At 65.8% G+C, this 13,214-nt stretch carries 13 protein-coding genes; all 13 read right to left on the reverse strand.

Annotated features, from left to right (window positions below; all coding sequences use genetic code 11):
* Positions 1 to 7 precede the first annotated feature (7 nt).
* The gene (cysM, locus tag H0X91_RS10910; protein ID WP_012492863.1) at positions 8 to 910 is read right to left on the reverse strand and encodes a cysteine synthase CysM; all 903 of its coding nucleotides are present in this window, start codon (positions 908 to 910) and stop codon (positions 8 to 10) included.
* A 209-nt stretch (positions 911 to 1,119) separates the two neighbouring features.
* The gene (locus H0X91_RS10915) at positions 1,120 to 1,467 is read right to left on the reverse strand and encodes a ComEA family DNA-binding protein (protein ID WP_006496537.1); all 348 of its coding nucleotides are present in this window, start codon (positions 1,465 to 1,467) and stop codon (positions 1,120 to 1,122) included.
* A 73-nt stretch (positions 1,468 to 1,540) separates the two neighbouring features.
* Positions 1,541 to 2,533 (reverse strand): ADP-glyceromanno-heptose 6-epimerase, encoded by a 993-nt coding sequence (gene rfaD, locus H0X91_RS10920; RefSeq protein WP_006496538.1) that lies wholly within the window; start codon positions 2,531 to 2,533, stop codon positions 1,541 to 1,543.
* A gap of 64 nt (positions 2,534 to 2,597) precedes the next feature.
* Positions 2,598 to 3,548, reverse strand: coding sequence for a D-glycero-beta-D-manno-heptose-7-phosphate kinase (gene rfaE1, locus H0X91_RS10925; RefSeq protein ID WP_006486931.1), 951 nt, complete (start codon positions 3,546 to 3,548; stop codon positions 2,598 to 2,600).
* Positions 3,549 to 3,555: 7 nt separating this feature from the next.
* On the reverse strand, positions 3,556 to 4,956 hold the full coding sequence (locus H0X91_RS10930; RefSeq protein ID WP_034200853.1) for a UDP-glucose dehydrogenase family protein: 1,401 nt from the start codon (positions 4,954 to 4,956) through the stop codon (positions 3,556 to 3,558).
* 90 nt (positions 4,957 to 5,046) lie between these two features.
* Entirely contained in the window at positions 5,047 to 6,219 is a 1,173-nt protein-coding gene (lapB, locus tag H0X91_RS10935) for a lipopolysaccharide assembly protein LapB (RefSeq protein WP_006496539.1), read from the reverse strand.
* 53 nt (positions 6,220 to 6,272) lie between these two features.
* The gene (locus H0X91_RS10940; protein WP_006486935.1) at positions 6,273 to 6,566 is read right to left on the reverse strand and encodes a lipopolysaccharide assembly protein LapA domain-containing protein; all 294 of its coding nucleotides are present in this window, start codon (positions 6,564 to 6,566) and stop codon (positions 6,273 to 6,275) included.
* A 210-nt stretch (positions 6,567 to 6,776) separates the two neighbouring features.
* Positions 6,777 to 7,100, reverse strand: a complete 324-nt coding sequence (locus tag H0X91_RS10945; protein WP_006486894.1) for an integration host factor subunit beta — start codon at positions 7,098 to 7,100, stop codon at positions 6,777 to 6,779.
* A gap of 22 nt (positions 7,101 to 7,122) precedes the next feature.
* Positions 7,123 to 8,835 (reverse strand): 30S ribosomal protein S1, encoded by a 1,713-nt coding sequence (gene rpsA / locus H0X91_RS10950; RefSeq protein ID WP_196433030.1) that lies wholly within the window; start codon positions 8,833 to 8,835, stop codon positions 7,123 to 7,125.
* A 142-nt stretch (positions 8,836 to 8,977) separates the two neighbouring features.
* On the reverse strand, positions 8,978 to 9,664 hold the full coding sequence (gene cmk / locus H0X91_RS10955; protein ID WP_006486962.1) for a (d)CMP kinase: 687 nt from the start codon (positions 9,662 to 9,664) through the stop codon (positions 8,978 to 8,980).
* 13 nt (positions 9,665 to 9,677) lie between these two features.
* Entirely contained in the window at positions 9,678 to 10,982 is a 1,305-nt protein-coding gene (gene aroA, locus H0X91_RS10960; protein ID WP_006486921.1) for a 3-phosphoshikimate 1-carboxyvinyltransferase, read from the reverse strand.
* A gap of 13 nt (positions 10,983 to 10,995) precedes the next feature.
* Positions 10,996 to 11,922 (reverse strand): prephenate dehydrogenase, encoded by a 927-nt coding sequence (locus H0X91_RS10965; RefSeq protein WP_006496542.1) that lies wholly within the window; start codon positions 11,920 to 11,922, stop codon positions 10,996 to 10,998.
* Positions 11,923 to 12,108: 186 nt separating this feature from the next.
* Positions 12,109 to 13,191 (reverse strand): prephenate dehydratase, encoded by a 1,083-nt coding sequence (gene pheA, locus H0X91_RS10970; protein ID WP_034200855.1) that lies wholly within the window; start codon positions 13,189 to 13,191, stop codon positions 12,109 to 12,111.
* Between the last annotated feature and the right edge of the window lie 23 nt (positions 13,192 to 13,214).

Consider the following 13,214-nt stretch of genomic DNA (forward strand, 5'->3'; position numbering starts at 1 on the left):
CTCTCGCTCAAGCCGGAAACACGCCCGTGGACAGGTAACGGTCGCCGCGATCGCAGACGATGAACACGATCGTCGCATTCTCGACCTGACGCGCGATGCGCATCGCGACTTCGCATGCGCCGCCCGATGAAATCCCCGCGAAGATGCCTTCGACCGCCGCGAGCCGGCGCGCCATCGTTTCCGCCGCGGCCTGGCTCACGTTTTCGACGCGATCGACGCGGCTGCGATCGAAGATGGTCGGCATGTAGGCTTCCGGCCACTTGCGAATGCCCGGAATACGCGAGCCGTCTTCCGGCTGCGCACCGACGATCTCGATCGCCGCATTCTGCTCCTTCAGGTAGCGCGATGTGCCCATGATCGTGCCCGTCGTGCCCATGGCGGACACGAAGTGCGTGACGCGCCCTTCGGTATCGCGCCAGATCTCCGGCCCCGTTGCTTCGTAGTGCGCGATTGGATTGTCGGGGTTGCCGAACTGGTCGAGGATCACGCCCTTGCCTTCGCGCTGCATCTGCTCCGCGAGGTCGCGCGCCAGTTCCATCCCGCCCTTCACCGGCGTCAGGATGATTTCAGCACCATAAGCCGCCATGCTCTGGCGGCGCTCGACCGACAGATCCTCCGGCATGATCAGCACCATCTTGTAGCCGCGGATTGCCGCGGCCATCGCGAGCGCGATGCCCGTGTTGCCGCTCGTCGCCTCGATCAGCGTATCGCCCGGCTTGATGCGCCCGCGCGCCTCGGCCTTGCTGATCATCGACAGCGCCGGGCGATCCTTCACGGAACCGGCCGGATTGTTGCCCTCGAGCTTCGCGAGCACCACGTTGTTGCGAGCGCGAATCTCGTCGTCCGGCAGGCGGACCAGTTGCACGAGCGGCGTATTGCCGATCGTGTCTTCGATAGTTTTGTAAGCCATGGGTATACCGTGAGTACGAGGCCGATCAATCGATCGATTGTAAACCAGCACCGGCACGCGCGCCGGCAACCCCGTTGCGCCGATGGAATACGCGTGCCGCGGTTCGTGATCGCGCCGCACGCCGCACCACGCAAAAAACCCGCGGCATGCCGCGGGAAGCCGTCGCAACGACGGCGACTGAAGGAGCGCTTTGTCGCTTGCGTGACGCGTTATTTCTGCGCGGTGCGGGCCGGTGCGGCAGCAGGCTTCGCTGCCGCCGGCTTGCCCGCGGCGGCCGGCGTCGTACCGGCGCCGGCCGCCGCACCGATCGTCAAGCCTTCCTGCTGAAGCCGCTCGACGGTGTGCCCGCCCATGCCCTTCACACGCTTGGCGAGATCGTCCGCATTCCTGAACGGACCGCGTGCGCCGCGCTCGTCGAGAATCGCCTTCGCGCGTGCCGGGCCGATGCCCTTGATGCCGACGAGCGCATCCTCGTTCGCGGTGTTGACGTCGACGGCCGCCCAGGCCGACGCTACTGCGCCGAGCATGACCGCTGCGGCAAACCATTTCCTGAACATGTGCTGGATCTCCGAAGAAAACGGCCGGCGGCTGCCGACCGTGAGACCCAGTCTATCGATGCAACGCGCCGGTTTAAACCTGGCCGGATAGCCAACGCACGTAACGATCGACGCCTTCCTGCACGGTCAGGAACGGTGCGTCGTAGCCAGCCGCGCGCAGTTTCGTCTGGTCGGCCTGTGTGAAGCACTGGTACTTGCCGCGCAGCGCATCGGGGAACGGCACGTACTCGATCAACCCTTGCTCGACCTGCTGCGCGAGCGTCAGCGGCGGCTGGTTGTCGAGCGCGCGCAACGTGTTCACGACCGTCGAAGCGATATCGTTGAACGGCTGCGCCCGGCCCGTGCCGAGATTGAAGATGCCCGACTTCTCCGGATGGTCGAAGAAGAACAGATTCACCTTGGTCACGTCCTCGACCGACACGAAATCGCGCGTCTGCTCGCCCGGCGCATAACCGTTGTATTCGCCGAACAGCTTCACCTTGCCTTCCGCGCGGAACTGGTTGAAGTTGTGGAACGCGACCGACGCCATGCGGCCCTTGTGCGTCTCGCGCGGGCCGTACACGTTGAAATAGCGGAAGCCCGCGATCTGGCTCTTCGCGCTCGGCAGCACGCGACGGATCACCTGGTCGAACAGGAACTTCGAATAGCCGTACACGTTCAGCGGCGCCTCGACGTCGCGCTCCTCGACGAAACGCGTCGAGCCGCCGTAGATCGCGGCCGACGATGCATACAGGAACTGCGTGCCCTGCGCGAGGCAGGTATCGAGCACCGCGCGGCTGTAGCGGAAGTTGTTGTCCATCATGTAGCGGCCGTCGGTTTCCATCGTGTCCGAACAGGCGCCTTCATGAAATACCGCGCGTACCTTGCCGAAATCGCCGCGCGCAAAGCGCTCGACGAATTCGGTCTTGTCGAGATAGTCGTCGATCTCGCAATCGACGAGATTGCGAAACTTGTCTGCGCGGGTCAGGTTGTCGACCGCGATGATGCGCGTCTCGCCGCGCTCGTTGAGCGCCTTGACGATGTTCGCGCCGATAAAACCGGCTGCGCCGGTGACGATGAGGGTCATGATCGTCCTGCCTGAAAAGTGCGAGCCCGCTCGGGCGACGCGCTCGTCGCGCCGCCGAATGCGCTCAGTGAAACAGTTCGTCGTAATCCACCGTGGCCGTGCCGAGCTTGCCGACCACGATGCCTGCCGCGCGATTCGCAAGCACCACCGCGTCGACGAGCGGCACCCCGGCGCCGAGCATCGTCGCGACCGTCGCGATCACGGTGTCGCCCGCGCCCGACACGTCGAACACTTCGCGCGCGAGCGCCGGCGCATGCAGTTCGCCACCGGCGGAAAAGAGCGTCATGCCCTCTTCCGAACGGGTGAGCAACAGTGCGTCGATGTCGAGCTCCGCACGCAGATTCGCGACGCGCGCGCGCAGGTCGTCTTCCGATTTCCACTGCCCGACCACCTCGCGCAGTTCCGCGCGATTCGGCGTGATCAGCGATGCGCCGCGATAGCGTGCCCAGTCGTCGCCCTTCGGGTCGACCAGCACCGCCTTGCCCGCCGCACGCGCCTTCTCGATCATCGTCGTGACGTGCGTGAGGCCGCCTTTGGCGTAATCCGACATGAGCACGACGTCGTGCTGCGGCAGCAGCACATCGAAGCGCGCGAGCCCCGCAAGCAATACCTCATGCGTCGGCATCGCCTCGAAGTCGACGCGCAGCAGTTGCTGTTGGCGCGCGAGCACGCGCAGCTTGATCGTGGTCGGCAGCGCCGGATCGCGCTCGAGATGCGGCGTCACGCCGCTGCTGCCGAGCAACTCGACGATCCGCTCGCCGGGTTCGTCGCAACCGACGACGCACAGCAGCCCGGCCTGGCCGCCGAGCGTCACGGCATTGCGCGCGACGTTGGCCGCACCGCCGAGCCGCTCCTCCTGACGCTGCACGTGCACGACCGGCACCGGCGCCTCAGGCGAAATGCGGTCGACGTTGCCGAACCAGTAACGGTCGAGCATCACGTCGCCGACGACGAGCACACGCGAGCGCGCGAGTTGCTCGCGCGGCACCGGAACGACTTCGCGAAGAGTATTCATCGTAGGTTCAGCCACGGGAGGACAACTGGGGATCGACATACGGCCGGCCGATCGCGTAGTAGTCGATGCCCAGCTCGGCCATCGCATCCGGCTCGTACAGGTTGCGCCCGTCGAAGATCACCGGTGCCTTCAGCTCCGCCTTCAGGCGCGTGAAATCTGGGCTGCGGAATTCCTTCCATTCGGTCACGATCACGAGTGCATCCGCACCGGTGACCGCGACGTCCTGCGTATCGACGAGATGCAGCCGCGCCAGTGCGTCCGCATCGTCGCCGAAATCCAGCGCGAACACGCGGCGCGCTTCGTCGACTGCGACCGGATCGTAGGCGCGCACGGTCGCGCCGCGTTCGAGCAGCGCGGCGATCAGGCGACGGCTCGGCGCTTCGCGCATGTCGTCGGTGTTCGGCTTGAACGCGAGGCCCCAGACCGCGAATTCGCGGCCCGTCAGGTCGGCGCCGAAGCGCTGCTCGATCTTGCCGATCAGCACGTCCTTCTGCGCATGGTTGGCGGCCTCGACGGCCTCCAGGATACGCAGCGGCTGGCCGTTCTCGCCTGCGGTGCGGATCAGCGCCTGCACGTCCTTCGGGAAGCACGAGCCGCCGTAGCCGACGCCGGCATACAGGAAGTGATAGCCGATGCGCGGATCGGAGCCGATCCCGCGGCGCACGGCCTCGATGTCGGCGCCGACCTTGTCGGCGAGATTCGACATTTCGTTCATGAACGAGATGCGCGTCGCGAGCATCGCGTTCGCCGCATACTTCGCGAATTCCGCCGAACGCACGTCCATGTAGATCGTGCGCTCGTGGTTGCGGTTGAACGGCGCGTAGAGCTTCTTCATCTTCTCGCGCGCGATCGTGCCGGTTTCGTCGTCGTCGACGCCGATGATGATCCGGTCGGGGCGCATGAAGTCCTCGACCGCGGCGCCTTCCTTCAGGAACTCCGGGTTCGACACGACCGAGAAGCGGTGCGCGACGCTGCCCGCGAGCCCGCGTGCCGCAAGCGCTTCGTCGACTACGCCGCGCACGCGCTGCGCGGTGCCGACCGGCACCGTCGACTTGTCGACGATCACCTTGAAGCCCGTCATGTGGCGGCCGATGTTGCGCGCGGCCTCGAGCACGTATTGCAGGTCGGCCGAGCCGTCCTCGTCGGGCGGCGTGCCGACCGCGATGAACTGGATCTCGCCATGCGCGACGCTCGCCTCGATGTCGGTCGAGAAGCGCAGGCGCCCCGCCGTGCGGTTGCGCGCGATGATGTCCAGCAGCCCCGGTTCGTGAATCGGCATCCCGCCGTTGTTCAGGATGTCGATCTTGCGCGGATCGACGTCGAGACAGAAGACGTCGTGACCGATCTCCGCGAGGCAGGCGCCCGTGACGAGACCGACATAGCCGGTGCCGATGATGGTGATTTTCATAGATGTTCCGGTACTTCCCGGTAATGGACTAACTTGGCCGCCGGGACGAGCCTGGCGGCAACCGCAGCGCGTTGGCTCCGCGTGCCGGGATCAGCCCGGCATCGCAGGTTCGACGCGGCGCGGCGCATAGGTTTCCCAGCCGCTGCATCCGGGGCACTGCCAGTAGAAGAGCCGTGCCCGGAAACCGCAATTCTGGCACGTATACCGTGGCAGATTTTTCGTGCGCTGCTTGATCAGCGCACGCATCATTTCAAGTTCCTTACGACGCGGTTCGTCGGCCGCCGCGATCTGCGCATCGAGCAGATGCAGCATCCCCGACAGGTTCGGCGACTTTTCCATTTGCGTGCGCGCGAGCGTGTGGGCCGCATCCTGGCCGCGCAATCCGGCGATATGCTGATAGGCGATGTCGAGCAGGTCGTTCGACGGATATCGATCGACGTACCCCATCAGCAATTCCGCGCCCTCGACGTTCTTGCCGAGCGCGACGTACGCCTTCATCAGCTTGTCCGCGACGAGCGGCAGATACGCCGGATTCTGCGCTTCGACGCGCTTCCAGTGCTCGATTGCGGCCGCGTGATCGCCCGCCGCCTCGGCCGCGTCGCCGGACAGGACCGTCGCCCGGACGTTCTGCGGATTCACCGTCAGCGCGAGGCGCAACTGTTCGGCCGCCGCGGCGGCGTTCTTGCGCTGCAGCGCGTCCTGCGCGAGTTCGCAGTGGAACTGCGCAATTTCGGTGCCGAGCGGCTTGTCGCTCATCGATTCGATGCGCCTCGCGGTATCGATCGACTTGTTCCAGTCCTTCTCGATCTCGTAGATCGTCAGCAGCGCCCGCTGTGCGCCAAGCGCGTAGTCGCCGTCGGCGAGCTTGTGGAACGCCTCTTCGGCGCGATCGAGCAGGCCGGCTTTCAGGAAATCCTGGCCGAGCTCGTACAGCGCGTGGTCGCGCTCGTTGACCGGCAGATCGGTGCGGCTCAGCAGGTTCTGGTGCACGCGGATCGCGCGATCGGTCTCGCCGCGACGGCGAAACAGGTTGCCCAGCGCGAAGTGCAACTCGACCGTTTCGGGATCGAGCTTGGCCACCTCGATGAACGCATCGATCGCCTTGTCGGGTTGTTCGTTCAACAGAAAATTCAGGCCGCGAAAATACGAGCGCGGCAGGTTGGCACTCTCCGACAGGAGATTCTTCAGGTCATAGCGTGACGCCGCCCACCCGAGCGCGAACGCGACCGGAATCGCGAGCAACCACCAGAAATCCAGATCCATGCGAAATATCGAAGCAGAGACGAAAACCGCGCGATGATCGCGCGGCGTCCGTGTTAAATGACGGGCGGCATCGGCGGCTGGTCGATGACGGCAGGCGTTTCGCGCGCCGCACGCAGATCGCGCTTCAAACGCCCGTTCTCGATGCGCAGCCGGAAGATCGAAGGCAGCGCGGACAGCAAGCCGGCCAGCAGCCCCACGGCGAAGAATGCCAGGCCGATCAGGATCAGCGGCGCTTGCCATGCGTAGCCGGCAACGAAATTCAGCGTCGCGGTTTGTGTATTGGCCAGCGCAAGCACCAGCAGCAGGACGAACACCAATACCCGGATCAGCCAGACGATAAACTTCATGAAGCCCTCTCTTTGTTGAGGTTTGCCGCGGCGCGCGACTCCCCTCCGTCGCACCGAATCGACCCGTATTGTAAAGGAAGCGTTTCCGCGGCTGCGCAGATCCTGTGCGCCACGTTGCGCGTCAGGTTGCCGGAAATGAAAAAAGCGCCCGCAAGGGGCGCTTTTCTTTTCAGCCTTCACCGGACAGGTTCCGGGCAAACCGAACGACGCTCAACGCTCGTCGTCCGGATCGTCAGCCTTCAGCGGTTCACCGGCGCGGCCGTCGACGCGTTCACGCAATTCCTTGCCAGGCTTGAAGTGCGGCACGAACTTCTCGGGCACCTGCACTTTCTCCCCTGACTTCGGGTTGCGTCCGACGCGCGCCGGGCGACGATTGAGGCCAAAGCTGCCGAAACCCCGAATTTCAATGCGATGCCCTTTCGCCAGGGCGTCGGACATCGCATCGAGCATCGTTTTCACCGCGAAATCCGCGTCCTTGAGGACAAGTTGCGGAAATCGCGATGCCAGCTGCGCGACCAACTCGGATTTGGTCATACTTCAGCAGACCTCGTAAGGCTTACTGGTTCTGGCCGTCGAGCTTCGCCTTCAGCAGCGCGCCGAGGTTGGTCGTACCGGTCGCAGCAGCGCTGGAGTCCGACTGCAGGCCGCGGATCGCTTCCTGTTGTTCAGCCGAATCCTTCGCCTTGATCGACAGGTTGATGCCGCGCGACTTGCGATCGATGTTGATCACCATCGCGTTGACCTTGTCGCCTTCCTTCAGCACGTTGCGTGCGTCTTCGACGCGATCCTGCGAGATTTCCGACGCACGCAGGTAGCCTTCGACGTCGCCCGTCAGCGTGACGACCGCACCCTTCGCATCGACCGTCTTCACGACGCCGTCGACGATCGAGCCCTTGTCGTTCATTGCAACGTAGTTGCTGAACGGGTCGCCTTCGAGCTGCTTGATGCCGAGCGAAATGCGCTCCTTCTCGACGTCGATACCGAGCACGATTGCTTCGACTTCGTCGCCCTTCTTGTACTTGCGAACGGCTTCTTCGCCGGCTTCGCTCCACGACAGGTCCGACAGGTGGACCAGGCCGTCGATGCCGCCCGGCAGACCGATGAACACGCCGAAGTCGGTGATCGACTTGATTGCGCCCGTGATCTTGTCGCCCTTCTTGAAGTTGCGGCTGAAGTCATCCCACGGATTCGGCTTGCACTGCTTCATGCCGAGGCTGATACGACGACGGTCTTCGTCGATCTCGAGGACCATGACTTCGACTTCGTCACCCAGCTGGACAACCTTCGACGGCGCAACGTTCTTGTTGGTCCAGTCCATTTCCGACACGTGGACGAGGCCTTCGATGCCCGATTCCACTTCGACGAATGCGCCGTAGTCGGTGATGTTCGTGACCTTGCCGAACAGGCGCGTGCCCGACGGGTAACGGCGCGAGATGCCTTCCCACGGATCGTCGCCCAGTTGCTTGATGCCCAGCGAGACGCGGTTCTTCTCTTGGTCGAACTTGAGGATCTTCGCGGTGACTTCCTGGCCAACCGACAGGACTTCGCTCGGGTGACGCACACGACGCCATGCGATGTCGGTGATGTGCAGCAGGCCGTCGATGCCGCCGAGGTCGACGAACGCGCCGTAGTCGGTGATGTTCTTGACCACGCCGTTGACGATCGCGCCTTCCTTCAGCGTCTCGAGCAGCTTCGCGCGCTCTTCGCCCTGGGTTGCTTCGATCACTGCACGACGCGACAGCACGACGTTGTTACGCTTGCGATCGAGCTTGATCACGCGGAACTCGAGCGTCTTGCCTTCGTACGGGGTCGTGTCCTTGACCGGACGCGTGTCGACCAGCGAACCCGGCAGGAACGCGCGGATGCCGTTGACCATCACGGTCATGCCGCCCTTCACCTTGCCGGTGATCGTGCCGGTGACGAGCTCGTTGTTGTCGAGCGCCTTTTCCAGCGACAGCCACGATGCAAGGCACTTCGCCTTGTCGCGCGACAGGATCGTGTCGCCGTAGCCGTTTTCGAGTGCGTCGATCGCGACGGACACGAAATCGCCCGACTGCACCTCAACCTCGCCCTGATCGTTCAGGAATTCCTCGATCGGAATGTAAGCCTCGGACTTCAGGCCTGCATTGACGACCACGAAGTTGTGGTCGACGCGCACGACTTCGGCGGAAATCACTTCGCCGGCGCGCATGTCTTGGCGGGTCAGCGACTCTTCGAACAGAGCCGCAAAGGATTCGGTATTCGGGTTGGAGGTTTGCAGGTCGGACATAAAAATCTGATTGTGCATGGCTCGCTGTGCCACGCCGGCCGGAATGGCAGGCTGAAAGGGCCAGATCGAGGACCACACGGGGTTAAGGGTTCGAAACACGCTCCGCGCTTGCGACGCGGAGCACCTACCGCTGCCCGCCTACTCAGGCGGGCTGGCCGAGCGCCCGGTACCATTGCAGCACCTGATCGACGGCTTCATCGACCGAAAGTGCCGACGTATCGAGCAGCTTGGCATCTGCCGCAGGCTTCAGCGGCGCGGCCGCGCGATTGCTGTCGCGCGCGTCACGTTCACGAAGATCCCGGAGCAAGTCATCTATATTAGCAGAAAAACCTTTTTGCATCAATTGCTTATGCCGCCTGGTCGCGCGCGCCTCGGCGCTGGCCGTCAGGAACACCTTCAGCACGGCGTCCGGGAAGATCACGGTGCCCATGTCGCGCCCGTCCGCCACGAGGCCCGGCGTCTTGCGGAACGCGCGCTGGCGCGCGACGAGCGCGGCGCGCACGGGGCCGTGCACGGCAATGGCCGACGCGCGGTTGCCGACCGCTTCGGCGCGAATGTCGTTCGACACGTCGACGCCGTCGAGTTGCGCGCACCCCTCACGGAACGTGATGTGCAGATCGTCGATCAGCTTCACGAGCGCGTCGATGTCCTCCGCCGCGATGCCGTAGCGCACGCTCGCGAGCGCCGCGAGCCGGTACAGCGCGCCGCTGTCGAGCAGGTGGAAGCCAAGGTGCGCGGCGACGAGCGCCGCGACGGTGCCCTTGCCGGAAGCGGTCGGGCCGTCGATCGTGATGACGGGAGTCGGGTGAAAGGGTCGGGTCGATTTCATCGGAACAGTCGGGTCAGGCTTTGGCGAGCGCGGCGAAGCGGTCGAAATAGTCGGGGAACGTCTTGCCGACGCACTTCGGATCGTTGATCCGCACGGGCACGCCGCCGAGGCTGACGAGCGAGAAGCACATCGCCATCCGGTGATCGTCGTACGTATCGATCGCCGCGTTCGGCGTGAGCTTGGCCGGCGGCGTGACGACGAGATAGTCGGGGCCTTCCTCGACGATCGCGCCGACCTTGCGCAGCTCGGTCGCCATCGCGGCGATGCGGTCCGTCTCCTTCACGCGCCAGCTCGCGATGTTGCGCAGCGTGCTCGTGCCGTTCGCGAACAGCGCCGCGACCGCGATGGTCATCGCGGCGTCGGGAATCAGGTTGAAGTCCATGTCGATCGGCTCGAGCTTGCCGTGATCGTGGCCGATGCCGCGCACGTCGATCCAGTCGTCGCCCATCGTCACGTTCGCGCCCATCTGCATCAGCGCATTCGCGAAGCCGACGTCGCCCTGGATGCTCGCGCGCCCCACGCCCTCGACCCGCAGCGGGCCGCCGCCGAGTGCGCCGGCCGCGAGGAAGTACGATGCGGACGACGCGTCCCCCTCGACCATGATCCGCCCCGGCGAGCGGTAGCGGACGCCGGCCGGCACCACGAAGCGCTGCCAGCCGTCGCGCTCGACGGTCACGCCGAAGCGCGCCATCAGCCGGATCGTGATGTCGATGTACGGCTTCGAGATCAATTCGCCGTCGACTTCGACGACGGTCCTGCCGTCCTTCGCCTTCACGAGCGGCAGCGTCATCAGGAGCGCGGTGAGGAACTGGCTCGACACGTCGCCGCGCACGCGGATCGGTGCATCGACCGAAATCGTCGCGGGCTTGATCCGCAGCGGCGGGTAGCCTTCGTTCAGCTCGTAATCGATCTGCGCGCCGATCTGGCGCAGGCCGTCGACGAGATCGCCGATCGGCCGCTCGTGCATGCGCGGCACGCCGTGCACGCGGTAGTCACCGCCGTTCACCGCGAGTGCGGCGGTCAGCGGCCGCACGGCCGTGCCCGCGTTGCCGAGGAACAGGTCGGCCGTCTTCGCGGTGAACGCGCCGCGCGTGCCGGTGACGACACAGGTGTCGCCGTCGCGCGCGAGCTTCACGCCGAGCTTGCCGAGCGCGTCGAGCATCACGCGCGTGTCGTCGGAGTCGAGCAGGTTGGTGATCGTCGTTTCGCCTTCGGCGAGCGCCGCGAGCAGCAGCACGCGGTTCGAAATGCTTTTCGAGCCGGGCAGGCGCACGGTGCCCGATGCGCTGGAGTACGGGCCGAGATCGAGGTAGTCCATGGGAATCGTCCTGTTATTTCTTGACCGGTTCGGCAGCGGGCGCGCCGCCGCGTTCCTGCCATGCCTTGCGTGCGGCGCGCGAGCGCGTGAAGACGGCTTCGAGCGCCGCGCCGTCGCCGGCGTCGATCGCCGCGCGCAACCGCGTGAGCACGCGCGTGTAGCCGTCGAGTTCGTCGAGCAGCGCCGCGCGGTTCGCGACGCACACGTCGCGCCACATTTCCGGGCTCGACGCCGCGATGCGCGTGAAATCGCGGAAACCACCGGCCGCGTACGAGAATTTCAGTTCCGCGTCGGCCTCGCCGAGAATCTGCTCGACGAGCGCGAACGACAACACGTGCGGCAGATGGCTGATCGACGCGAATACGCGATCGTGCTGCTCGGTGCTCATCGTGCGCACGTCGGCGCCGGTCGCGCGCCACATCGCGTCGATCCGGGCCACCGCTTCGGGCGCGTTCTCCGGCAGCGGACACAGCACGACGTTGCGACCGACGTAGAGGTCCGGCAACGCAGCCTCGACCCCGCTCGATTCGCGCCCCGCGATCGGGTGACCGGGCACGAACTGCGCGATCCGCGCGCCGAGCGCGTCCCGCGCGGCCGCGACGACATCGGACTTGGTGCTGCCGGCATCGGTGACGATCGTCGCGCCGTCGAGCCACGGCGCGATGCGCGCGAGCAACGGGCCCGTCTGCGCGACGGGCGCGGCCAGCAAGACGAGATCGGCGCCGGCGAGCGCGTCGCGCAACTGCGCGTCGTCGTCGAGTGCCGCCGCGCGATCGATCACGCCGAGCGACAGCGCGCGCTCGACCGATGCGCGCGAGCGGCCCACGCCGACGATCTCGCCCGCGCCGCCCGGCGCGCGCTCGCGCAGCGCGCGGGCCAGCGATCCGCCGATCAGGCCGACGCCGAAGATGACCAGTTTGTTGAATGCAAAGCCTGACACGACAAGAGCCAAGTTACGCGCACGAAACGACGCCCGCACGCGGAATTCCAGATTCCGGGCACCGGGCCAGCACCCGGCGCAGCCTGCACCGGATACCGCCCGAACCCGCCTTCGGCAGCGCCGACCGGCCTGCCCCGCCCGCCCGGCCGCCACGCCTGCCTCAAGCAGGCGCTGGGCCGCCGCGCGTCAGCGTGCGCGCGGATACGAACCGAGTATCTTCAGGAACGCAGCCTTCTGGCCGAGCTCCGTCAGTGCGGCCGCCACCGCCGCATCGTCGCGGTGCCCTTCGATGTCGATGTAGAAGTAGTACTCCCACGTGCCGACGCGCGCCGGACGCGATTCGAAGCGCGTCATCGACACGCCGTGCCGCGCGAGCGGCTCGAGCAGCTTGAACACGGCGCCCGGCTCGTTCTTCACCGACACGATCAGCGACGTCTGGTCGTGACCGCTCTGGCCGGCCGGCTGCTTGCCGATGATCACGAAGCGCGTGCGATTGTGCGGATCGTCCTGGATCAGCGAGAACGCGATCTGCAGGCCGTAATGCGCGGCTGCACGATCGCCCGCGATCGCGGCGACGGTCGGATCGGCCGCCGCAAGACGCGCGGCCTCCGCGTTGCTCGCGACGGCCTGCCGCTCGAGCTGCGGCGCATTCGCCGCGAGCCACTGCTGGCATTGCGCGAGTGCCTGCGCATGCGCGCAGACGCGCTTCACGCCGTCGAGCGTGCCGCTCTGCGTGAGCAGGTTGTGATGGATCGGCAGCGCGAGCTCGCCGCTGATCAGCAGCTGGGTCTGCAGCAGCAGGTCGAGCGTGCGCGATACGGCGCCTTCGGTCGAATTCTCGACCGGCGCGATGCCGAACGCGGATGCCCCGGCCTCGACCGAGCGGAACACCTCGTCGATCGACGGGCACGGCAGCCCTTCGATCGACTGGCCGAAATACTCGAGCATCGCCTGCTCGCTGTACGTGCCGACCGGCCCGAGGAACGCGACGTGGATCGTCTGCTCGAGCGCGCGGCTCGCCGCCATGATCTCGCGCCAGATCGCGCTGATGTGCTCGCTCGCGAGCGGCCCGGCGCTCATGTCCTGCAGCCGCGCGATCACCTGCAGCTCGCGCTCCGGCCGGAACACCGGCGCGTTGAAATGCTTCTTGACCTCGCCCACCTCGAGCGCCACCGCGGCGCGCTGGTTCAGGAGCGCGATCAGCTGCGCGTCGATCGCGTCGATGCGGTCGCGCAGCGGTTTCAGGCGGGAATTCAGTTCGTCGTCCATGCGTTTTGCCGTGCTGATTGAAC

Source organism: Burkholderia sp. 9777_1386, from assembly GCF_015712265.1.
Classification (GTDB): Bacteria; Pseudomonadota; Gammaproteobacteria; order Burkholderiales; family Burkholderiaceae; genus Burkholderia; species Burkholderia cenocepacia.

Coding starts and splice junctions, on each gene's coding strand:
- cysM (WP_012492863.1), bottom strand. CDS start 910: ATGGCTTACAAAACTATCGAAGACACGATCGGCAATACGCCGCTCGTG.
- H0X91_RS10915 (WP_006496537.1), bottom strand. CDS start 1,467: ATGTTCAGGAAATGGTTTGCCGCAGCGGTCATGCTCGGCGCAGTAGCG.
- rfaD (WP_006496538.1), bottom strand. CDS start 2,533: ATGACCCTCATCGTCACCGGCGCAGCCGGTTTTATCGGCGCGAACATC.
- rfaE1 (WP_006486931.1), bottom strand. CDS start 3,548: ATGAATACTCTTCGCGAAGTCGTTCCGGTGCCGCGCGAGCAACTCGCG.
- H0X91_RS10930 (WP_034200853.1), bottom strand. CDS start 4,956: ATGAAAATCACCATCATCGGCACCGGCTATGTCGGTCTCGTCACGGGC.
- lapB (WP_006496539.1), bottom strand. CDS start 6,219: ATGGATCTGGATTTCTGGTGGTTGCTCGCGATTCCGGTCGCGTTCGCG.
- H0X91_RS10940 (WP_006486935.1), bottom strand. CDS start 6,566: ATGAAGTTTATCGTCTGGCTGATCCGGGTATTGGTGTTCGTCCTGCTG.
- H0X91_RS10945 (WP_006486894.1), bottom strand. CDS start 7,100: ATGACCAAATCCGAGTTGGTCGCGCAGCTGGCATCGCGATTTCCGCAA.
- rpsA (WP_196433030.1), bottom strand. CDS start 8,835: ATGTCCGACCTGCAAACCTCCAACCCGAATACCGAATCCTTTGCGGCT.
- cmk (WP_006486962.1), bottom strand. CDS start 9,664: ATGAAATCGACCCGACCCTTTCACCCGACTCCCGTCATCACGATCGAC.
- aroA (WP_006486921.1), bottom strand. CDS start 10,982: ATGGACTACCTCGATCTCGGCCCGTACTCCAGCGCATCGGGCACCGTG.
- pheA (WP_034200855.1), bottom strand. CDS start 13,191: ATGGACGACGAACTGAATTCCCGCCTGAAACCGCTGCGCGACCGCATC.